Source organism: Pseudomonas retamae, assembly GCF_043496865.1.
Taxonomy (GTDB): Bacteria; Pseudomonadota; Gammaproteobacteria; order Pseudomonadales; family Pseudomonadaceae; genus Aquipseudomonas; species Aquipseudomonas retamae.
In genome coordinates this window covers 1-20,741 of the sequence record NZ_JBIEIL010000001.1, presented here as the reverse complement: position 1 = coordinate 20,741, position 20,741 = coordinate 1, and the positions used below count along the sequence as shown (strand labels likewise).

General features: G+C 56.2%; 24 protein-coding genes and 1 pseudogene. 11 read left to right on the top strand and 14 right to left on the bottom strand.

The window, feature by feature from the left end:
• Positions 1–286: 286 nt before the first annotated feature.
• Both ACGSLL_RS00125 and ACGSLL_RS00120 read right to left on the bottom strand, forming a co-directional pair.
• The gene (locus ACGSLL_RS00125) at positions 287–697 is read right to left on the bottom strand and encodes a VOC family protein (RefSeq protein ID WP_394501939.1); all 411 of its coding nucleotides are present in this window, start codon (positions 695–697) and stop codon (positions 287–289) included.
• Positions 698–850: 153 nt separating this feature from the next.
• Positions 851–1,591 (bottom strand): SDR family NAD(P)-dependent oxidoreductase, encoded by a 741-nt coding sequence (locus ACGSLL_RS00120; protein ID WP_394501937.1) that lies wholly within the window; start codon positions 1,589–1,591, stop codon positions 851–853.
• A gap of 155 nt (positions 1,592–1,746) precedes the next feature.
• Between ACGSLL_RS00120 and ACGSLL_RS00115 the strand changes: the two genes are divergently transcribed.
• Complete coding sequence (locus tag ACGSLL_RS00115; RefSeq protein WP_394501935.1) at positions 1,747–2,349, top strand: TetR/AcrR family transcriptional regulator; 603 nt, start codon at positions 1,747–1,749, stop codon at positions 2,347–2,349.
• Between the two features lie 31 nt (positions 2,350–2,380).
• On the opposite strand, the gene ACGSLL_RS00110 is transcribed toward ACGSLL_RS00115, so the two are convergent.
• From ACGSLL_RS00110 to ACGSLL_RS00100, 3 genes are read right to left on the bottom strand one after another with little or no spacing between them, the layout of a single operon-like run.
• Positions 2,381–3,358 carry a saccharopine dehydrogenase family protein gene (locus ACGSLL_RS00110; protein WP_264364698.1) on the bottom strand — a complete coding sequence of 326 codons (978 nt, stop codon included), beginning with the start codon at positions 3,356–3,358 and terminating at the stop codon, positions 2,381–2,383.
• A complete protein-coding gene (locus tag ACGSLL_RS00105; protein WP_133337999.1) occupies positions 3,355–3,756 on the bottom strand; it encodes a VOC family protein in 402 nt (133 codons plus the stop codon). Before ACGSLL_RS00105 ends, ACGSLL_RS00110 begins: the two co-directional genes overlap by 4 nt.
• 19 nt (positions 3,757–3,775) lie before the next feature.
• Entirely contained in the window at positions 3,776–4,519 is a 744-nt protein-coding gene (locus tag ACGSLL_RS00100) for an SDR family NAD(P)-dependent oxidoreductase (RefSeq protein ID WP_394501932.1), read from the bottom strand.
• A gap of 138 nt (positions 4,520–4,657) precedes the next feature.
• Here ACGSLL_RS00100 and ACGSLL_RS00095 point away from each other — a divergent pair, with 138 nt between their 5' ends.
• Together ACGSLL_RS00095 and ACGSLL_RS00090 are read left to right on the top strand one after the other, a co-directional pair.
• Entirely contained in the window at positions 4,658–5,584 is a 927-nt protein-coding gene (locus tag ACGSLL_RS00095; RefSeq protein ID WP_394501930.1) for an AraC family transcriptional regulator, read from the top strand.
• Between the two features lie 382 nt (positions 5,585–5,966).
• The gene (locus tag ACGSLL_RS00090) at positions 5,967–6,179 is read left to right on the top strand and encodes a hypothetical protein (RefSeq protein WP_122507006.1); all 213 of its coding nucleotides are present in this window, start codon (positions 5,967–5,969) and stop codon (positions 6,177–6,179) included.
• 285 nt (positions 6,180–6,464) lie between these two features.
• Here the strand turns inward: ACGSLL_RS00090 and ACGSLL_RS00085 are convergent, their stop codons facing one another.
• The 5 genes from ACGSLL_RS00085 to ACGSLL_RS00065 all read right to left on the bottom strand — a co-directional run bounded on the left by ACGSLL_RS00085 (position 6,465) and on the right by ACGSLL_RS00065 (position 10,279).
• Positions 6,465–7,031, bottom strand: a complete 567-nt coding sequence (locus ACGSLL_RS00085) for a hypothetical protein (protein WP_394501927.1) — start codon at positions 7,029–7,031, stop codon at positions 6,465–6,467.
• 44 nt (positions 7,032–7,075) lie between these two features.
• Entirely contained in the window at positions 7,076–7,333 is a 258-nt protein-coding gene (locus ACGSLL_RS00080; protein ID WP_394501925.1) for a hypothetical protein, read from the bottom strand.
• 878 nt (positions 7,334–8,211) lie between these two features.
• Complete coding sequence (locus tag ACGSLL_RS00075; RefSeq protein ID WP_212616203.1) at positions 8,212–8,982, bottom strand: molybdopterin-dependent oxidoreductase; 771 nt, start codon at positions 8,980–8,982, stop codon at positions 8,212–8,214.
• Positions 8,979–9,599 carry a cytochrome b/b6 domain-containing protein gene (locus tag ACGSLL_RS00070; protein ID WP_125926835.1) on the bottom strand — a complete coding sequence of 207 codons (621 nt, stop codon included), beginning with the start codon at positions 9,597–9,599 and terminating at the stop codon, positions 8,979–8,981. Before ACGSLL_RS00070 ends, ACGSLL_RS00075 begins: the two co-directional genes overlap by 4 nt.
• Positions 9,600–9,670: 71 nt before the next feature.
• The gene (locus tag ACGSLL_RS00065) at positions 9,671–10,279 is read right to left on the bottom strand and encodes a hypothetical protein (protein WP_394501923.1); all 609 of its coding nucleotides are present in this window, start codon (positions 10,277–10,279) and stop codon (positions 9,671–9,673) included.
• Positions 10,280–10,494: 215 nt separating this feature from the next.
• Here ACGSLL_RS00065 and ACGSLL_RS00060 point away from each other — a divergent pair, with 215 nt between their 5' ends.
• The gene (locus tag ACGSLL_RS00060; protein ID WP_039760267.1) at positions 10,495–11,190 is read left to right on the top strand and encodes a heavy metal response regulator transcription factor; all 696 of its coding nucleotides are present in this window, start codon (positions 10,495–10,497) and stop codon (positions 11,188–11,190) included.
• On the top strand, positions 11,163–12,551 hold the full coding sequence (locus ACGSLL_RS00055; protein WP_394501921.1) for a heavy metal sensor histidine kinase: 1,389 nt from the start codon (positions 11,163–11,165) through the stop codon (positions 12,549–12,551). Before ACGSLL_RS00060 ends, ACGSLL_RS00055 begins: the two co-directional genes overlap by 28 nt.
• Here the strand turns inward: ACGSLL_RS00055 and ACGSLL_RS00050 are convergent.
• Both ACGSLL_RS00050 and ACGSLL_RS00045 read right to left on the bottom strand, forming a co-directional pair.
• Positions 12,523–13,029, bottom strand: a complete 507-nt coding sequence (locus tag ACGSLL_RS00050; protein ID WP_394501919.1) for a nuclear transport factor 2 family protein — start codon at positions 13,027–13,029, stop codon at positions 12,523–12,525. The genes ACGSLL_RS00055 and ACGSLL_RS00050 overlap by 29 nt on opposite strands.
• Positions 13,030–13,108: 79 nt before the next feature.
• The gene (locus ACGSLL_RS00045) at positions 13,109–13,867 is read right to left on the bottom strand and encodes an SDR family oxidoreductase (protein ID WP_394501917.1); all 759 of its coding nucleotides are present in this window, start codon (positions 13,865–13,867) and stop codon (positions 13,109–13,111) included.
• 168 nt (positions 13,868–14,035) lie between these two features.
• Here ACGSLL_RS00045 and ACGSLL_RS00040 point away from each other — a divergent pair, with 168 nt between their 5' ends.
• Positions 14,036–15,547 (top strand): MFS transporter, encoded by a 1,512-nt coding sequence (locus tag ACGSLL_RS00040; protein ID WP_394501915.1) that lies wholly within the window; start codon positions 14,036–14,038, stop codon positions 15,545–15,547.
• A gap of 1 nt (position 15,548) precedes the next feature.
• On the opposite strand, the gene ACGSLL_RS00035 is transcribed toward ACGSLL_RS00040, so the two are convergent.
• Positions 15,549–16,409 (bottom strand): LysR family transcriptional regulator, encoded by an 861-nt coding sequence (locus ACGSLL_RS00035; protein WP_394501913.1) that lies wholly within the window; start codon positions 16,407–16,409, stop codon positions 15,549–15,551.
• Positions 16,410–16,527: 118 nt separating this feature from the next.
• On the opposite strand from ACGSLL_RS00035, the gene ACGSLL_RS00030 reads away from it, so the two are divergent.
• From ACGSLL_RS00030 to ACGSLL_RS00015, 4 genes and pseudogenes are all read left to right on the top strand, one after another.
• Positions 16,528–17,379: an NAD(P)-dependent oxidoreductase gene (locus tag ACGSLL_RS00030; RefSeq protein WP_394501911.1), complete on the top strand. Its 852-nt coding sequence runs from the start codon at positions 16,528–16,530 to the stop codon at positions 17,377–17,379.
• A gap of 34 nt (positions 17,380–17,413) precedes the next feature.
• Positions 17,414–17,746: a chorismate mutase gene (locus ACGSLL_RS00025; RefSeq protein WP_394501909.1), complete on the top strand. Its 333-nt coding sequence runs from the start codon at positions 17,414–17,416 to the stop codon at positions 17,744–17,746.
• 46 nt (positions 17,747–17,792) lie between these two features.
• A complete protein-coding gene (locus ACGSLL_RS00020; protein ID WP_394501907.1) occupies positions 17,793–18,446 on the top strand; it encodes a hypothetical protein in 654 nt (217 codons plus the stop codon).
• A 231-nt stretch (positions 18,447–18,677) separates the two neighbouring features.
• Positions 18,678–19,062 (top strand): annotated as a pseudogene (locus ACGSLL_RS00015) (RidA family protein).
• Between the two features lie 191 nt (positions 19,063–19,253).
• Here ACGSLL_RS00015 and ACGSLL_RS00010 read toward each other — a convergent pair.
• Complete coding sequence (locus ACGSLL_RS00010) at positions 19,254–19,883, bottom strand: hypothetical protein (protein ID WP_394501905.1); 630 nt, start codon at positions 19,881–19,883, stop codon at positions 19,254–19,256.
• Between the two features lie 571 nt (positions 19,884–20,454).
• On the opposite strand from ACGSLL_RS00010, the gene tssD reads away from it, so the two are divergent.
• Positions 20,455–20,741: type VI secretion system tube protein TssD (tssD, locus tag ACGSLL_RS00005; protein ID WP_394501903.1), on the top strand; the 287-nt coding region annotated here is incomplete at its 3' end.

The window sequence follows — 20,741 nt, the reverse complement described above, 5'->3', positions numbered from 1 at the left end:
TAGCTGCCGCTCACGAACACCTGCTTTCGGCCAATAGCTGCCATTCGCGAAAGGCTGCCTTCGGCCAGGAGCAGCCATTTAGCACCAGGCCAGAAAAGGAGCCTCAGGATTACAGCCGTGCCACGAGACATCTTGAGTTGGCGCTGCTATCTGTTATCAGAACTGCGCCATGGCTAAAGAGGAACACATTCAATTCTGGAAAAACTTCCATTGGCTGACAGCTCGATGCGGTTGAAAATCTGAGGAAGAATGCCACCCGACAGGTACATAATGAGCGTCCTGGCACCTAAGGCGTCAGTTGGCAAACACACTCCAGATTCACTCCATCAGGGCCCAGTACATAGGCCGCGTAATAATCGGAGTGGTACTGAGGCCTGATCCCTGGTGCGCCATTGTCCTGTCCGCCAACGGCGATGGCAGCCGCATGGAATGCGTCGACGGCCCCATGACTCTGCGCCAGCAGCGCGATATGAGTCCCGTAGCTGGGAACTGGTGCATCGTGCAGCCACAGGAATGGCTTGCCTGCGGAGCCGAACCCCAGTCTGCGAGGCGTCGAATGCGGATGGTCCGTTTCGATGCTCATTAGCAATGTGATCCCTAACGGCTCGAGCGACCGCTCGTAAAAGGCGCGAGCGTGCAAAATGTCCGAGACACCAATGCCCACATGATCGATTAGTGATCCAGCAAACTTACTCATTTGGTAACTCCTTGCATCCCCGATTCACTCGGCAGGATGGTTGCGCTCGTCAGATATAAGCGAATGATATTTCCCGTTGCGGATTGCCAGTTAAGGCATTGTCGTCGTTCAGCGGAAGGTCAGCATTTGGCGAGTCGACCGATCCATGTACGTTCAAACCTGAGAAGCTCCACCGTCGGCGAACAGCTCGGCACCGTTGACATAGCTCGACGCCTCGCTCGCCAGAAAGAGCGCAGCTTGGCCGATCTCGTGTGCCTGGCCGATCCGGCCGAGGGTGCTCTTCTCATTTAGCAAGTCGATTACCTGTGGCGCGTTTTCACCAAGCACGGCCCGTAGGGACGGGGTGTCCACCGGCCCGGGGCTGAGTAAGTTAATGCGTACACCCGATCCTTTGATGTCGAGAATCCAGCTCTTCACCAACGCGCGTAGTGCGGCCTTGGTTGCTCCGTACACGCTCATACCAGGTCCAGGGTTGATCGAAGAAGTCGAGCCGATAATGACAACGCTGCTCCCCTCGCTCATCAGCGGTAACGCCCTCTGAACCGTAAAGGTGGTGCCTTTGACATTGGTCGCGAACACCCGATCGAAGCCCGCTTCGGTGATTGCACCTAGAGGCTCGATTTCACCCATCCCGGCGTTAGCGATCAATACATCGATACGACCGTGGACCGCACCGATATGCTTGAACAGTTCCCCTAGGGAGGCTGGGTCCGAGATATCAGTCCGCACCGCAGAAACATTCCCACCGAGGCGACTTGCTGCTTCGTCTAGCTGAGGCTGGCGGCGCCCGGTGATGATCAGATCCGCACCCTGGCTGACGAATGCTTCGGCGATTGCGAAGCCGAGGCCCGAAGAACCGCCAGTAACCAGCACAACCTTGCTTTGGAATTGCATGGGATGAACCTCAATTGTCGAATATGTAGTGAACACTACATAAAGAGGGTGTCCTCTGCAAGTTATTTAGTGACTACTAAATAGAAGGCACAACCGAAGCGGTTGAACTTGCATGTAGCGATCACTACAGTGGCGTATCACCTAGAGAAATAGCTATGAACGAAAAACCCAGACAGCGCCGTTCCGCCTTTGACCGGGAGCAAGGGATAGCCATCGCACAAGCACTGTTTCACCAGCGTGGATACGACGCTGTCAGCCTGACCGACCTGACCGAGGCAATGAATATCAAGCCGCCGAGCTTTTACGCCGCCTATGGAAGCAAGGCCGAACTGTTCGAACGAGCAATGCATCGCTATGCCGCGGAAAACGCGCTGCCAATGGACAGACTGCTGGCACCGGATCGACCTCCCGCCGAAGCGCTAACCTCGCTGCTGATTGCCGCTGCGCAGCAGTACGGGCGAGATAGCGCTTTGCGTGGTTGCCTGATCACCGAAGGCCTGCGTGCGAACGATCCGGTCGCTCGAAACATGGCGGAGAAATTCGGTGACGCTGGAATCCAGGCGATCCGCCGGTATCTGGACCAAGTCTGCCCGGACGCTGCGCAGACCCGGGCTGACTACATCCTGGTCACCCTGCGGGGGCTGTCTGCAGCGGCATGCAGTGGGATGTCCAGCGAGCGCTTGGTGAACGTCGCACGGATTGCCGGCAGGTTGCTTGCCCATGAGTTCGAGGCAGACGACAGCGCAGTGGAATCCTGAGTAAACAACATCTGTATTATCGTCCGATCAATCAGTAATCAGTGATGGTCGTACCGCCGATGCTCTCGGCGAATGAGCCCCCCAGCAGCTTTGCCGGTGTCTCAAAACCCGGTCGTCGCACGCCGTTCAATACTTGGCGTGCCGCCTCCATGGCAGCAATCGGCGTATAGGTGTAACCGTTGACGGTTTCGATCACTGAACGTGCCACAGTGCCGTCAGCGCCAGTCACCTCGGCCACTGCCCGAGCGCGATGAGCTTCGCGCTGTTGCGCGTTCGGCCCCTCGGGAATTTTTGAAAGATCTCCGTCAGGTAATGGATCACCGGAAAAATGTACAAACATTGCAATATTGGGAATGCCGGTGGAGTGCCAGCCGGTGACCAGATCACCGAACGACAAAGGTACGCACAGCTCCTGGCCGTCGCCAAAATCGAAGTGTCGCGGTTGCGCATCGGGAGTTGAAAGAAGCGCTCCATCAATCCGGGCCAGCAGCCCCGCTCCAACAATTTCGCTAACACTCAGTGCTGACCCACGTGACATGGAACCCGCGACCTGTAGTGCAATGTTCAACGACTGCGGATATTTCACCCGACGAGCGACATGCACCGCCAGGCAGTCGGTCGGCACTACATCCCAACCGACGCCAGGTAGGAGCATGACCCTTGCCCCTACCGCCTCATCGCCCAATTGCTCGGCCAACCGATATACGTTGATCTCGGCCGTGATATCCAGATAATCGACTCCAGCCTTGATACAGAGCCACATCAAGGCGTCAGCTGTCCGCGCGAAGGGGCCGGCAAAGTTCACCAGCACGCCAATGCCTTCCAGGCATTGTGTCGTCGGGGCATGAGGGGAAAACACACGATAAGGAACGTCCAACTGTGCAGCCAGAGCGCGCAGCTTGTCGTGGCTGCGCCCGGCGATGACAACGTCCAGTCCCTGCGCCACTGCATAGTCTGTCGCCATGCGCCCGACATAGCCGGTTGCGCCATAAATCATCAATTTCTTCATTGTGCGTGCTGCCAGTTCTTGTAAACGAATTCCAGGCTGTATCCGTCAGGATCCAGAACATTGGCCGCGTAGTAGTTGGGGTCGTAGTGCAGACGCGCCCCCGGTGCGCCTTGATCAACGGCGCCCTGAGCCAACGCTGCCGCATAGGCCGCCGCAACCTGAGCTTTACTGTCTGCGACGAAACCGACATGTACCGCTCGGCCTTCGACTTCACCCTGACGCAGCCAGAAAAACATCCGGCCCTTGGCGCCGAAACCTTTCAGGTCCGGATGCCCAGGCGGACCGTCCTTGCCATCGTAGTCCAAGCGCGCGGTGATACCCAGCGGCGCCAACGTAGCTTCGTAGAAACGGATAGAGCGCTCAATGTCACTCACAGACAGAAAAATATGATCCAGCATGGCAACGTCTCCCGATCGTTCAGATGATGTAGCCGCCCGCGACTTCGATGGTCTGGGCATTGATCCAGGCCCCGTCTTGGGACAGCAACATGGCAATGACGCGGGCCACATCTTCGGGCTCACCGACTCTGCCTAGCGCCGTTTGCTCAGCCAGCATCGCCTCAAACTCATCATTGAGCCCGCCACCTAACTCGGTTCGAATCGCCCCAGGTGAAACCGCATTGACACGTATGCGCCGATCACCGAACTCTTTGGCCATGTAGCGCGTGAGCACTTCCAGTCCACCTTTGAACGCCGCATACGGCGCCACCCCGGCGGTGGCCACGCGTGTGGTAGCGCTGGTCAGATTGACGATGCTGGCGTTCTCCTCCAGTAATGGCAGCAAGGTCTGCGTCAGGAAGAAAGGGCCTTTCAGATGGACTTTGAAAAGACCATCAAACTGAGCCTCGCTGACCGACGCCAGCGGGTTGAACAGGCCGTAGCCGGCGTTATTAACCAAACCTGAGAGAGTGCTTGTGCCCCATGTCTCCCGGAGCACTAACAGGATGGCATCGCGGAACCCTTTGAAACTTTCCACATCCGCCACGTCGAGATTAAGCGCAACGCCCTTGCCGCCCGCTCGTTCAATGCGTCGCACCACATCATCCGCATCTTCCGGATGCTGGTTGTACGTAAGAATGACACCCATACCGCACCGGGCGGCGTGTTCTGCTGCACTCGCACCGATCCCTCGACTGCCTCCGGTAATGACGATAACGCCCATGACGTACTCCTTGACTGATTGAATGAGCCTCCACATTAAGGGCGCTGGTCACTGCGGACGCAGCCGTTCCTACTCGAAATCTGCCTGTTTCTACTTTTTGGTTGCGTTGCTCCTGCTGTGACATTCAGCATGGCCAGCATGAACGAACAACTTAACGAACTCCGCATCCTCGCCGCCAAGGCCGAAAACCGCCGCACAGAGACGGGCATTCCCCGCGTCGCTATGGTCCAAGGCAAAATCCCCGAGCATATGTTGGCGGCAGTCTATGACCCGATGATCAACTTGATTCTGCAGGGCAGCAAAACCATGACCGTGGGCGACCGCACGCTGCGATACGACCCTGCGACCTATTTCGTCATGTCGATTCAGTTGCCTGCTGTGGGCGCGGTGCACCCTGCGGCATCGGGCGAACCCTATCTGGCCGTAAGCCTCACGCTTGATCCCACCGTGTTATCAACCTTGCTGGCTGACCTGCCCAAACCTGTCGGCCGCCATGAAAGCGACCCGGGCTTTTCGGTGGCGGCCGTTACGACCGAATTAATGGACGCATGGGTGCGCATGTTGCGATTGATGGGCAACTCGGAAGCTATCGCAGCCCTGGCGCCTGCTTATGAACGCGAGATACTGTTTCGCGTGCTGCAAGGCCCCCACGGCTGGATGCTGCGAGAGATCGCAGCGCCCGATACCGCCATGGCCAGAGTGAACACAGCCATTCAATGGATCCGTCGAGATTTTGCGGAGCCGATCAGGGTGGAAAGCTTGGCTCAGAAAGCGGCAATGAGCGTCTCGGCCTTCCATCGCCACTTCAAAGCGGTGACGACGTTGAGTCCATTGCAGTATCAAAAACGAGTGCGCTTACTTAAGGCGCGGATGCTCATGGTAGCCAGCGGCAAGAGCGTCATGGCGGCAGCTTTCGAGGTGGGCTACGAAAGCCCAACGCAGTTTAGTCGAGACTATACGAAGGTATTTGGGCTTTCACCTGCGAAGGATGCAGGAAGAATTCTCGGAAAAACGAAGGTTCCAGAATCTAACAGGCGCAGGAATTTGGCCTCCTTCAAGACTTAGATAGCAAGCAACTGGGACGGGGTGTAATCGACCAATTTCTGGCGAATGCGAATGACTGGCTTCGCCCAGAAGCCACAAGTCTTAAAGGTCCGCTTATGGCCGAAAGCTGCCAGTGGTAAGTTATCGTGATGAATTACGGTTGCAGGAGTTCTGGAGTTCGAATCTCTCCTTCATCGCCACATTCAGTAAACACAACCCCCTGATTTTAATAGAGAAATTCCGGGGATTGTGGTTTTTGGCGTCTGAAAAAAGGCCATATGGGACTGAGATGGGACTGGTGCGCTATTTTGGTGCGCAAGTGGCGGTCGCTGAATGGTGGCTCACCTTCGCCAGCGATACGATGAGCTAGGCTTTTGCGAACCGCACTTCAAGGACGACTTCCTTGCCATCTGATTCCAACATTGCCGCAGCAGATGCTCTGACATTGCTTCTACATAACCAGCATGCCCTAGCGGGGGCGATCGAGGAGGTCACCAAATGGCTTTCAGAAAATGGTGTAGAGGATGTTACCGATAACGCGCTCGTGGCCATCGAAACCCTCGACACAAATGCCAAAGCGATCACTGAAGCAATTACCCGACTACGGCAGTCTTAGGGGGGCCGCCATTACGCACCATGAAGGATTGGCACAACATGGAAGGCTATATTCGGTTCGACCGTTTTATTGATTTGGAAACCCCATCGAGTAACTTCTCGCCCTTCACGAAAGGCAGAAAACGGCCACAAGATGGCCGAAACGTTCTGGAATATCTCTCCGCGCAGCGCCCTAGCAGAGTGCCCCGAGTACGCCATCGAGTATCAAGATCTTGCTGTTCTTGGTGCCAAAGAATAACTTCCGCTTATATATTGCTCACGAAAGAAAGATTTTATTCTATTGTGTTTAATTGTAGATGAAAGTATAGTTCATAATATAGCTGCCTATTTTATTCGTGCGGGCACTCACCCATACGAGCTGCATTCCCTGATGTATATTTTTATCCAAATCCATTTTGTTCGTGCAAAGCTCAATCCAGCGGTTCGTACTTTGATCTTCGATCCATAGACCTGCCTCGCAACGACCAAATTTCCCCCTGGACGGTCCGGGGTATCTCAGCTCATATGAAGATTTATAACTAACAATCTCGCCAGGCAAAAGATAGGCCGCGGTGGCATAACCATTCAGAGATAGAATAAATCCTAAGCAGAACCATCCAGTGAAAGAGTTTAGAGCCTGTATTGCTGTCTTGCGCCCAGGCCGCTTGTAGAATGTTCGAATTGCAGCGGTAAGCCCAGTAATGGAGCTGATCAGCAGGTATGTACTCCATTCGGGGATCTCAGGCATCAATGCTGTTCTTGCTGAAATTTTAGAAGCCCAACCTACATAATAAAGCGATGCGCCAAAAAGCAAAAACACTACCACTGTCAGAACTATTCTTTTTGATTTGCTTTCGGGTGAACTAGGTTCCATAAGCAGCTCTTGGGGGGGAAGCAGCAATTGTCGGAGGCAAAAATTCAAGTGGTGACATCAGCGGGGGAAGGAAGAATCTCATAAGTCAACCTTGCCTCATAAAACACCGTTCGCCACTCTAGAAACCCCGGACGGTATTCGCACAGAAGACGAACGATCTGCCCATCCTCTCCGATATAGACTTCTTCAACCAAAGCGATATCTCCTGGCGCTGCCTCGCGAGAGTTAATCCAATCAGTTAAAACTATTTTTGCTTGGTCAGCGCTGATTAGTTTTATGAGATCGCCTTTAGACAGTGCCATGTCCCTTCGCCTGGATTTTTACTGATAACAAGTACATGAGACTATCGGTTTTTTAAGACAAAGTCCTTTCTTTTAGTCCGAAGGCTTCCTTTAGACAATGTCCGCTTCTGGCCGAAAGCAGCCGTTCACGAACGACTACCTTCGGCCAAAAGTAGCCCTGATGGCGGGCTATAACTCTCTGATGCTCAGAATAAACGGGGGATGACAGCGGGGTGGAAAAATAGGCTGTAAGTCGACGCTGCCTCATAACACCACCCACGATAGAGAAGCCGTCGGGCTTTCTACTTCAGGCTAACGAAAGACCATTCAACGCCACAGGTGAGAATTGGCGGTATCTGCTTCTCCCTTAATAATACTGGCCTACGGCGAGCAAGCTTTCGAGACCCGTCTAATCGTAACCCCTATCCTCCGAATTTGACCGGTTGAGGAAGGAGCTCTCGGCTGAAGAGGGATTGCGACGGCGAAAAGTCCGTATTCCAGGCGAACGCAGTGGCGCTCGAACAATTTCGGTCGGTACCCAGGTGACGGTTAGCGGTGAGAGAGCCACTGCGATGGCGAACGCATTCAGTCCCCCTGTGCCGATAACATCAGAGCAGATAGCTCTTTTTTCGCCATTGAAGGTACATGCGGCAAGATTATCAAAGAGCATCCGAGTGCGAGCTTTATCCGACTGTTGTAAAGGTTGCCTGGACTGAGCCTGCAAGAGAGATTGGAAATCTGCTCCATCACTCGTTGCCCGCATCCTGGGTTCTGATGTTGGCCAGTCGAATGGTGCTGGCGGTACTGCAGAAATACCGGTCATCGGCATGCCTCATATCACGCTTGGTGTCATGAATCTCGCCAGTGTTCCTGGCTTGACAGTTCCGTTCTTTGCTTCATCAGATCCCGCTGAACCAGTTGTAGCCCTGGTCTTCCCAATACCCGCCCGGGTTGTCGTTGCTGACGAAAATCTCGACAACATGCTTGGGGTTTTTGAAGCCCAGTTTGGTGGGGACCCGAACCCTCAGCGGATAGCCGTACTCGGGCGGCAGCGCCACGTCAGCGTAATCCAGTGCCAACAGCGTCTGCGGGTGCAAGGCAGTCGGCATGTCCAGACTGGAGTAGTAACGATCGGCACATTTGAAACCGACAAATTTCGCTGTGGTGTCGGCGCCGATGTGTTCCAGGAAGGTTTTCAGCGGTACACCTCCCCATTGCCCGATCGCGCTCCAGCCCTCAACACAGATCAGCCGAGTGATATCGCTGCGTTGCGGTAGCTTGCGCAAGCTTTCGAGTGTCCACGGCGCCTTGTCCCTGATCCGGCCGGAGACGGCGAGCGAGTAACTGGTCAGGTCTACTTCAGGGATATCGTCCTGACCATAGAAAGCGTTGAACGGAAACGGCTTTGTGATCTGCGCGCGGGCGAAGGTCGGCGCCAGTTTCCGTCCACTGAACAGCCACGCCTGGACCCGGTCGTTCCAACGCGACATGGCCCAAAGCACTTTGTCGACCTGATCGCCGTCCTGCAGGTTGCAACCGGTCAGCATCGACATCGCGCCCACCGTGAGGCCGGCCCGAAGAAAATTCCGGCGCTGAATGTTTTCCAGTTCAAGCTGTTGCGCAGGTTCAATCCTGACGCGCTGACGCATTATTTTTGTAAATTCAGTCATGACCCATTTTTCTCGTTATCAGGCGTCCGCACTCCACCCGTGATCATTGGCAACAGGGTTTTTGGTACCAGAATCACCAAGACCAGGTGAATCACCACAAACGCTGCAATCATCGCCATGGCCGCAAAATGTACGTAACGAGCAACGTCATAGCCGCCCAGTAACTCGACCAGCTCTTGAAGTTGAACCGGTTTCCAGATCGCTACACCCGAGATCACGATCAGTACACCTGCCGCCAGCACGATCCAGTACATCAGGCGCTGTACTGCGTTATAGACACCCTTTTCATGCACCAGCCGAAAGCGCAAGGCATCGGTCAGATCATGCTTCAATGCGGCAATGCCGATGGGCAGCAGCTCACGTTTGAAATGGCGACTGGCCAACCCGTACAGCACATAGATTGCGCCGTTGATCAGCAGCAGCCACATGAATGCGAAGTGCCAGGCCAGCGCCCCGCCCAGCCATCCGCCCACGGTCAGCGCCGCCGCAAATCTGAAGCCGAACAGTGGCGAGGCGTTGTAAATGGCCCAGCCGCTCATGAACATGCAGACCATGCAGGCAGCGTTGAGCCAGTGGGTGAGGCGAACCGGCCAGGGATGCAGCTTTTTCTGTCTCACGTGTTTCCCCTTGCAAGCCTTCCGTTTAGCGGAGCGTTGCCAGACGGCAACGCTCAAGCTTTCTCAGATGATTACATCGGTGGCTGGAAGCCATCCTTGCCGACTGCAATGCCGCGTGCGGTGCCATCTGCAGCGGGGAACAAGACGATTTTCGTTCCTTTAACCAGCTCATCGGCTTTGCCTGGCTCGACGTAGGCGATAGGCACGTCATCCGGCACGACGATTTGTTTCTCGCCGCCCTGGTAGTTGACGGTCAACGTGCGGCCGTCGGTTTTGGACAGTTTGCCCACGGTGCCGTTGGTCATGGTGCCAGTGCTACCGTCTGCGTTCTGCCAACCGTAATGACCTTCGCCGCTGCCCTTGAGCCTGGCGTCGAATACCGTGACCTCAAGCGCCTTCAAGGTTCCGTTGGCCTGCGGGATGGCCGCCGAGCCGATGAAGCTGTCGGATTTGATCGAGTCGATATTGGCCTTCGATACCCGGCTGATACCGGTCTTGTCAGTCAGTCCGATCGTCTGCTGGGCGCCAGAGCGGACAGTGAAGGTCAGCGTGTTGTTGCTGACGCTTTCCACCGTACCGCGCAGTGGTTTGATGACCGGCATGTCGGCGGCGGTGGCAATGACGGCAGCGCTGAGCATCACCAAACCGAACGTGGTAGACAGGGCGTTTTTGAGTTGCATGGCGACGATTCCTCATGGGTTGATGTGTCGCCATCCTCAACCGCAGACTGGGACGTCACGATGACCGTCGAATGACATTTTTGTCATTCGCCAACCCTGACCATGAATGACAGAAATGTAACCGACTGCGCCCGCTCATCCCGTTACACTGCACAGCCGAGATACCGATGTCGCGGACTGAATCCCGTCATGAAGAAACCCGAGCGCGCCTGACGATGCATATCCTGCTGATCGAAGATGACACCAAAACAGGTGAGTACCTGAAAAAGGGGCTCGGTGAGTCCGGTTACAACGTCGACTGGACCCAGCATGGCGCCGACGGCCTGCACATGGCCTTGCATACGACCTATGACCTGATCGTGCTGGACGTGATGTTGCCCGGGATTGACGGGTTTCAGATCATCGAGCTGTTGCGCGCCAGACAAGACGTACCCGTGCTGTTCCTTACCGCGCGCGACCAGTTGCAAGACCGCATTCGCGGTCTGGAACTGGGCGCCGATGATTACCTGATCAAACCTTTTTCGTTTACCGAACTGCTGTTGCGCATCCGCACTATTCTGCGCCGCGGTGTCGTGCGCGAAGCCGACCATTTCCACCTTGCCGATCTCGAACTGGATCTGGTCCGGCGCCGCGTGACCCGCCAACAACAGGTGATCGTGCTGACCAACAAGGAGTTCGCCCTGCTCCATCTGTTTCTGCGTCGAGCCGGCGATGTGTTGTCCAGGACACAAATCGCTTCGGAAGTCTGGGACATGAATTTCGACAGCGATACCAACGTGGTGGACGTCGCTGTCAAGCGCCTGCGCAACAAGGTCGACCAGCCCTACCCGATCAAGCTGATCCATACCATTCGCGGTATCGGCTATGTCTGCGAGGTGAGGCCATGCGGTCCCGACGCCAACCCTCGCTGACGCTGCGATCGACCGTGGCGTTTGCCATGGTCGCGATGCTGGCCGTGGCCGGCGCGGGCTTCTATCTGTATCAGACGATGAAAGCCTCGGTATTGATCTACAGCGATCACGCGGTGATGGGCCGTCTGGAGCATTTTCGCAAGCTCCTGCATTACGAACTCGCCATCGAAAAGCTGCGCGACAGCCCGCAGATTTTCAAGAACATGCTCGACAGCGAAGACGACATCTTCATCATTGAAGAGCCGGGGCAGCCACCGGTCATCCAGGTCAATCCACTCAACGTCACGTTGCCTGAACTGCCGGTGATCGGCCAGGACACAAAGCTGAGCGTCAGTGATCTGCGCAGCGGCGTGACCGACTCGGGAACAAGGCTGCGCGCCGCCTCCGTAGTCACGACGTCGGGTGGCCGTGTAGTCCGACTGACGGCCGCACACCTTATGGGCAAGGAAATGGCGATGCTTGCAGCGTATCGCGAGCGCATCTACCTGGCCGTGGCCCTTGCCTTTCTGGCAACCGCGTTGCTGGGTTATCTGTCATTGCGTCGCGGGCTGCGTCCGCTGCGCAAAATGGCCGCCCATGCCGCAGCCATAACGCCTGAGCGTCTGCACAGCCGCATGGACAGCGCCGATACGCCGGTTGAATTGCAACAGCTGAGTGACGCCTATAACGCGATGCTTGATCGTCTTGCTCAGGGTTATCAGCGACTGACGCAATTTTCCGCCGACCTTGCCCATGAAATCCGCACGCCGGTCGGGTCGTTGATGGGACATTGTCAGGTTGCCCTTCGCCAACGCCGTAGCGAGGACGAATATCAGGCGCTGATCGCTTCGAACCTTGAAGAACTCGAACGGATCTCGCGCATCGTCGAAAGCATTCTGTTTCTGGCGCGCGCCGATGAAGCGCAAGCCGTAGTGGAGCGCCAGCAACTGTCGCTGCATGACGAATCACAGCGCATCGCTGAGTATTTTGAGGGCTTGGCTGAAGAACGGCGAATGAGCTTCCAAATAACGGGCGATAGCATCGTGCTCGCTGACCCCTTGCTGCTGCGCAGGGCGTTGAGCAACCTGGTGGCGAACGCTGTTCGCTACGCTTACGAGGGCACCGAGATTCTGATACGGGTATTGGAAACCCACGGAGGTGCCCGGATTGAAGTGGAGAACCAAGGGCCGGTGCTGGGCGACGAAACCCTGGGCAAACTCTTCGACCGCTTTTACCGTGGCGATGCGTCTCGGCACCAGAATTCCGACTCCTACGGGCTTGGCCTCGCCATTGTCGTGGCCATCATGCAACTGCATGGCGGCCACGTGGGTGTCGAACAGCCAAGGGCCGGGACTATTCGTTTTTCGCTGTCGTTCCCTTGAGCTGCTCGAACGGTGCAAACTGTTCTTCGCCCGCTGCGGGTACCCAATCTTTTAACGGCGTCAGGAAATGCATTTCAAAACGACGTGACAGGAACGACCACTTTCCGTCCCGACGTTCAAACCTGTCGTGGTAAAGACCGCTGACTTGCACCGGGCCTTTTTCAATGTCATGAAACAGGCAATCCGCAGCTACCGTGCCCACTGCGCTGTCACCCTCGATTTCAATAAGCGGGTTGGCCATCCAGTGGTGCATATGGGGCATCTGGCGCCAGCTGTTTTGCGCCATCGCCAGGATTTCGTCACGGTTTCCAGCCTGGCCAAAACCCGGTAGATCCAGTGTCGACTCTTCGTGCCAGATTGAGCTAAGAAGCGAGGCGTCGATGCGGTCGAAAGCATTGGCGTAGGCGCTGATCAGCGACTCGATGGCGGCGCGACTTTCCAGGGCGTCCAGTCGGGCTGTCAGTTGTTCATTGTTCATGATGAGGTTTCCTGCAGGGGCTGCGCATAAGCGAGGAAGGCAGCCCTGCGCGAGGGCTGCGCTACGGTTGAGCACGTGGTCAGATCTGCGACAGACCACCGTCGACCATCAGCTCCACACCGTTGACATATTTCGCATCGGCAGACGCAAGAAACAGCGCCGACGAGGCGATTTCCTCAGGCTCGGCCATGTACCCCAATGGCGTGATCTGCGCGACGTGCTGACGCAGCGCGGCGACGTCGCTTTCGCTCATCTTCAAGCCGTTATCCATCAGCGGTGTGCGGGTGAAGCCAGGGCTCAGGACATTCGCTCTAATCTTGCGACCTTTGAGTTCGTTGGCCCACGTCCTGGCAAAGGAACGTACCGCGGCTTTGGACGCGTTGTAGAGGCTCAGTCCTTCCATGCCATTGCTGGAACAGATAGAGGCCGTCAGTACGATCGAAGCGCCATTTTTCAACAATGGCATCAACGTCTGTACAGTAAAAAAGACTCCCTTTACGTTGATGTCGAACATGTTGAAATAGGCGGCCTCGGTGGTCTCGCCCAGCGGGTTCTTTTCACAAATACCCGCATTGGCAAACACTGAGTCCAGTTGATCGTCGTGCGCCTCAATCGTCGCCTTGAGCTCGTCCAGATCAACCTGGCGCGCGACATCGGAAATGACCGCGACCGCCCTGTCGCCAAGCTTGGCCACCGCAGCCTCCAGCGTGGCTGCAGAACGCCCGGTGATGTAAACGCGCCTGGCGCCCTCGGCAATCAAACCCTGTGCAATCGCAAATCCGATCCCGGTGGACGCGCCGGTGACGACTGCGACCTGATCAGCGAATTTACCTGACATAACTGACTCCTCGATTTCGGTTGTGTGGCTCGACTGGAACCACAGTGCGGCCATTGTGCGAGGAGGCAGGGGCGCAGCGGCACTGCCATAAATGAACATTGGCCGTTCATTTATGTGAGGCGTCAGCCAGGGTTTGATCGTTTAGATTGAAGTCAGCTGATTCAAAGCATGACCCGCAATCGAAAATATTCTGGAGCCGAAGGGTTTCAGAAAGGAGACCTTATGCCTGAGAAAATATTAGCCCTTCCGGAACAGCGGCGCTGGCTGATGTTCGCCATCCTGTTGGTCGGTGCATTCTTGCCGCCGCTGGATTTCTTCATCGTGAACGTAGCGCTGCCTTCGATTCAGCAATCGCTAGGCACGGCCTCCTCTGCTGAACAGTTGATCATCTCTTCTTACGCGGCGCTGTATGCCGTGACACTGATCACCGGCGGACGGCTTGGTGACATCTTTGGCCGCATGAGAATGTTCTTCGTTGGCCTGATTGGCTTTGCCGCCGCCTCACTGATCTGCGGTGTCGCCGAGTCACCCTGGGTGTTGATCGCCGGACGCTCGCTGCAAGGCGTGACGGCCGCTGTCATGGCGCCGCAGGCACTCGCTTCAGTGCAGGCGATATTCCCTGAGTCGGAAAAACCCTTGGCGTTGAGCCTGTACGGTGCGGTGTTTGGTTTGGCGTCGGTAGTCGGCCAGGCACTTGGCGGGATTCTGATCTCGCTCAACCTGATGAACCTGGGCTGGCGGACGATATTTCTGGTGAATTTACCGATTGCGTTGCTGGTCATTCTGATCGCCATCCCCGTGGTCAAGGAAACCCGAGCACCCCAGACCAGCAAGCTGGATCTGGGTGGAACGCTGTTGTCGATGGTGACGCTTGCGGCGCTGATCGTTCCGCTGATCGAGGGACGTGAAGCGGGCTGGCCGTTGTGGGCCTGGCTGTCGCTGGCGGCGACGCCACTGCTTGCCTGGCTGTTCTGGCGCTACGAAGCCCGTTTGTATCAAGCGCAAGGCGCGCCGTTGCTGAACCCTGCTGCACTGCGTGCGCCCGGGCTGGGCCGGGCATTGTTCGTCGCACTGACCTTCTACGCAATCGGTGTGTTCTTCCTGCTGTTTTCCATCTATTTACAGGGCGCGCTGCATACGAGCCCACTCAGTGCAGGTCTGGTCTTCCTTCCATTCGGCGCAGGTTTTTTGCTCGGGCCGCTCACCACCCATCTGTTCCGGCGTTTGCTGGGGTCTTATGTGAATCCCTTCGGAATGTCACTCGAAGTGCTGGGGTTCGTGCTATTCGCCTGGCTCGTGGCGCACACACCGACGGCCGTCACGCCCTCTGCGCTGTCCCTTGCCGTGATTCTCTTTCTGATCGGCTTCGGACAAGGACTGGCCCTTCCGACATTGATGCGCATGATCACAGGACGCGTGGCACCGGCGTATTCCGGCATGATTGCGGGCATCACCAGTTCCACCCTGCAAATCAGCACGGCACTGAGCGTGGCGATCATCGGTGGCATTTTTTACACGCTTCTGGGCAAGGACACGGACGCGGCGGCCATCACCCACGCCTTCACCGTCGCCATACTGTGCATCGCTGCCTGTCTGGCCGTAGGCGCAGGACTGAGCCTGAGTCTGGCGCGCCAACCTGCTGCAGAGCTGCAAACGGCGGCCATGCACCCGGCAGAGTGAATCAACCGCCTGCCCGAGTGCCAATCATGACGGAGGCCAGGTCGGCAAGCGCGCGCAGACTGTCCATCTGGCGCATGTCCTGGTGGTAGCCCATCCAAATGTCGCGGCCTGGTGGCGGTTCATCTGAATCGATCAGACGCAGCGCCGTCAACTGGTCGCCCAAAGCGCGGGGCAATACCGCGACGCCCTGCCCCTGCGCACACATTTGCGCCTGGACTGTGCGGCTGCTACTGGTAAACACGGTACGCGCCAGAGGGTAACGCTGCTGCAGCCACTGCACATCGGGATAATGAGACTGGGCAACACTCATGGTGATCAGACCCAGCCCGGCGCCCTGTGGCTCAGGGTCAGCAGATCCAACGGCTGCGTATAACCCGTAAGTCAGGGAGATCAGCTTGCGGTGCACGATATCGGGTTCGGTGAACGGAACGATTCGAAACGCGATGTCGGCGTCGCGGCGAGCCAGATCAAACAATCGGTGCCCGGCAATGACCTCGGGCACGATTAATGGATAACGAAGGCGCAGTTCTCTCAGCACCGGGGCCAGGACATAACAGGCGAACCAGTCAGCGCAGGAAATGCGCAGCACACCTTCGGGCTGGGCGCTGTCCCCCGCGAGGCGCCTTTCGATGGCCAACGCACTTTGCTCCATTTCCTGCGCGAGGCTGAGGAGCTTCTCCCCGCTGTCGGTCAACACGAGACCTTGGTTGGTACGCAGGAAAACGGGTTGGCCACTGAACTGTTCCAGCACCTGCAAGCGCCGCCCCACGGTCGGATGGCTGACCCCCAACAGTTTGGCGGCAGCCCCCAATGACCCGCTGCGGGCAATCGCGAGAAAGACCCGCACATCACTCCAGTCCATGCTCTGCCCCCGTACAAAAATGAACAGTGAGAGTGCAGCAATGGCAGTGCCGTAGCAATCCCGTGCCCGACATACTTGTCTGCATTCACCGTCGTCGAATACCAACCGGAGACTGCAAATGAAGATTGGTTTTATCGGAGTGGGAAGCATGGGCAGAGCGATCATTCCACTGCTCGTCCGCGCTGGCCATCACGTCTCGGCATGGAACCGCAGTCACGCGGCGTTCAAGGATCTCGAAGGCATCAGCGTTATCGAAACGCCGGCCTCGGCGTTCCAGCAAGAGGTAGTCATCACTCTTCTGGCCGATGATGCCGCCGTCAGGCAAGTGCTGCTCTCCAGCGCTGTTCTGGAAACTGCAGACAAAGCTTGCGTGCATGTCGTGATGTCGACCTTGTCGCCTTCGCTGATGTTGGAGTTGCAGCGCGAACATGAAGCCGTCGGCATGCCATTGATCGCGGCGCCGGTCTTCGGCGTGCCCGCCGTGGCGGCCAAGGGCGAGTTGAATATCCTGGTGGCCGGATCGCAGGCTGCTGTCTCGACCGTCCAACCGCTGTTCGACCTGCTCGGGAAAAAAACCTGGTATCTGGGCGACCAACCTGAACGGGGCTGTATCGCGAAAATCGCCGGCAACATGATGATCACCCAAGCCATCCAGTCGCTGGGCGAAGCCAGCGGACTCGTTCAACGCCACGGACTGAGCCCTTCGATTTTCATCAAGCTCATGACCCAGACCCTGTTCGCCTGCCCCAGTTATCAGCGTTATGGACAGAACATCGTCAGCAGCAATTTTGAACCGGGTTTCAAACTGTCTCTTGGTCTCAAGGATATGAATCTTGCGATCGATGCGGGTCGTATCAAGGGGCTGGAATTGCCAGCGGCGGACGCCGTGCGATTGAAAATGACGTCGGCGGTAGCCAGGGGCGATGGCGACAAGGACTGGTCGGTTTTCGCTCAGCAGACGAATCATTGAGAAGCTCTTTCGAACACCTGCCACGAGGTCATTCATGGAAAACTCCGACATCGCGCGTCAACTCTCAACATTCAGGAAAACCATCGACAATATCGACGCCGCGCTCATCCACCTGCTCGCGGAACGGTTTCGCTGTACCGATGAGGTCGGATTGCTCAAAGCCCGATATCAGTTGCCTGCGGTAGACGAGGCCAGAGAGCAGCAGCAATACCAGCGTCTGGCAGCACTTGCTCAGGAGGCTGAGCTGGATACGGCCATCGTGCAGAGGCTGATGCAGTTGGTCATTGGCGAAGTGGTCGAGCGCCACAGGCAGATCGCCGCCAGGCATGCCCCGACACCCGCCAATAACCTTACCCCTCGGGCCTGACCCCGGCGCCACTTATCGAAGCAATCAGACAAACGAGCAGAACCGCATGAAATGGCCAACGATCGAGCAAATTCGCAGCTTTACCGATTTACCCTCTGGCTACAGTTGGGATTACCTGAAACGTGAGGAGATCAATGTCGCGACAGATTTTTTCCGGACATGGTTTCCCTCCATTTCGGTGGGGTTGGCAAGCCCGTTTCTGGACCAGCAGTTCTACGCAGACAACGTGGTGCTCGAAGACGATCCGGAGCGAGGGATATTCGCTACCGTCGTCCGCCAGAACGATGAGATTGTCGCTATCGCCACGTGGGAAAAAATTGACGGTGCTGAAGCTATTTTCGGGCGGGTGGGCGCGGTAGCCAAACCGCATAGAAAAGCCAGACTGGCCGTCGCGGCCCAGGACCTGGGAGAAAAAATCGGCATGTTCATGGGCGCGGGGCTGATCTATGGCATGGCAACAACCCGCACGCCGTATATGCAACAAGCGCTGGAGCAAGCCGGTTACAAAGCGGTAGGAATAATGCCAGGTCTCGACCGGGAAGAAACAGCACCTGGAGTCGTGCGCAGGATTTACGAAGTCATCTATGTAAAACGGCTCGCACCACACGCCGACTTTCTCATTCCTTCCGTTCAGAATCTTACCCCTACAGTAGCGCGACTTTACGAAGACATATTTCAAGGTGATGACGACACGAACTGACGAGCCAGCCTGATAAAGGACCAACCATCGAAATGCTTCTGATCAGTAACTTTTACAGATACGCCTTTTGCATCGATCAAGGTAGCCACATTAGGTAATGAGTTCAAAAAGACTCAGTAGCGGCTTAAAGCATCTGTCGTGTTGATTGATAGATGACAAGTGAACTTAGTGGACGCCGCTCTGGCCCCTGAGTTAGCTTTCGTAACCGTTCTAACTTGGGGCTGCGCAATCATGACTGATCGTCTGATAATTGTTCCAGATGGCATGAGATTGATCTACGAGCGTGCTGGTTATGCACCAGCAGTAAAGGTAGGAAAAACTCTCTACTGCGCGGGTCAGGTAGGCAGGACGCCGGAATTATCCGGAACCTGAGCAGCAGTTTTTAGCAGCATGGGACAATCTCCGGGTCGTCTTGGAGGCAGGTGGCTGTAAATTTGAAGATGTCGTAGAAATGACAACTTACCACGTCGACATGCACCGTCACATGCCAATTTTCAGACGCGTAAAGGATAAAGTCTTTCCGAGAAGCACTTGTGCATGGACCTGCATTGGTGTCAGTGAATTGGCTCGACCTGGCCTTCTCGTGGAGATCAAGTGCGTCGCAGTAGAGCGATAACCTTCTGACAAGCACCTGCATATCCAGATCTTAAAATGGGTGACTACGCATGCGGTGGTAGATTCAAAATAACACACGCCTGCTGCATCGGTAGGCGCGTGAGAACACTTTACGCCGACGGCTAATACTGACTGGAAGCATGCGCCAATCAATTCCGATGCGAGCAGAAAAATGCCTATCAGCGGATATCCTTAGCACTCGCTCAACGCAAATCCAGAGTCATCGCTGGACACTTGAGCCGCTTCGTTAAGTCGTTGGCGCAGCGCAGCCGTTAGCTGCCTCTCCACCTCCCACGGATCGGACATCGCAGCGAGCTGCGGTGCTAATTGTCCTATGAATCGCGCAGGATCAGGTAGCCGGAAGAACGCGGCAAAGCGTGGCCCCATGGTGTCGTTGCTAGCTAACCGCCGTATTTCCTGACGCTCCTCCCACTCATGCCTCAAGTTTCTTGCCCTGTCTAAAAGCTGATTTGGACTACATTCATAACGCTTGCATAGCCACTCTTGCTGGAGCCTTAAACGCTCGGTGCGGGAAGTGTTTGGGCCAGCCCCCAATCTTTCCGCACGGATCTGAGAATACACCTCCGCCATACGTGCCGCGCAGATCATGGTGATTAGCATTATGGGAAATAAAATAGGTATGTAGTGGGAGAGCGTGATTCCGGGTAATGCTATTAGTGCCCATAAAAGTGCTATGAGACAGGCAGCAATCCAGACCAGGCAACTGCGTGTGTCTCGTCTGCGCCAAGCAGCCTTGAAGGGAACTCGCTCAAAAAGCTGAAAGTGGTCTTCTAGATCAGTGTGGAGCTGGCTGATGCTCATGATACGCCTCGCGACTCAGGCAAAATCATGAGCTTATCGGCTTGGTCGACCGCGCGACAGCCTCTATTAAATGTGGGCGGGACTCATCACCTATCACAATTGGCGTTCGCCATCGACCTTACAGGTCAGCCTACGGACCAGTACTAAAAGAAATCTGCTGGACTCATCTTTTCGTCATACGAAGTAGCGCCTAGCCAGGCGTCTCAAACCTGCCTTTCGACGGCAAACGCCTGAAATCGCTTTGTAGAGCGCTCACCGATATCGCAACGCCATCATGCGCAAGAAGTTGCGCAGTCGGTCGTAATATTTCAGGGGGTAAATCCTCTGCAGATCAAACCGGGCAAGGCCTGCAGCCAAGTGCGCAAGAAGTTGCGCAGTACTGCGCAACTTCTTGCGCACTTTCTTCTGATTTCCACGCTGAAAATCGCACCAAGAGCTCGCCAACCACCGCTGCGCTCCCGCCCCCCCGGGCACTTCAGCAAACCTGGCACGCTCCTTGACAACAGTCAGGCACCCACCGGGCGATTTCGCCTCCCGGGCACCTTAAATTTATCCGCAAGGAGAGCACCCCATGGCAACACCAGCGTACATGTCGGTTACCGGCGAAAAACAAGGCCTGATCACTGCAGGCGCATTCACCGCTGACTCCGTAGGCAACACCTACCAGGAAGGCCACGAAGACCAGGTCATGGTTCAGGCTTTCACCCACGACGTGATCATTCCGCGTGACCCGCAATCCGGTCAGCCAACCGGTCAGCGCGTGCACAAGCCAGTTGTGATCACCAAGGTCTACGACAAGGCTTCGCCACTGCTGCAAGCAGCACTGACTTCCGGCGAGCGCATGAGCGAAATCGTTAT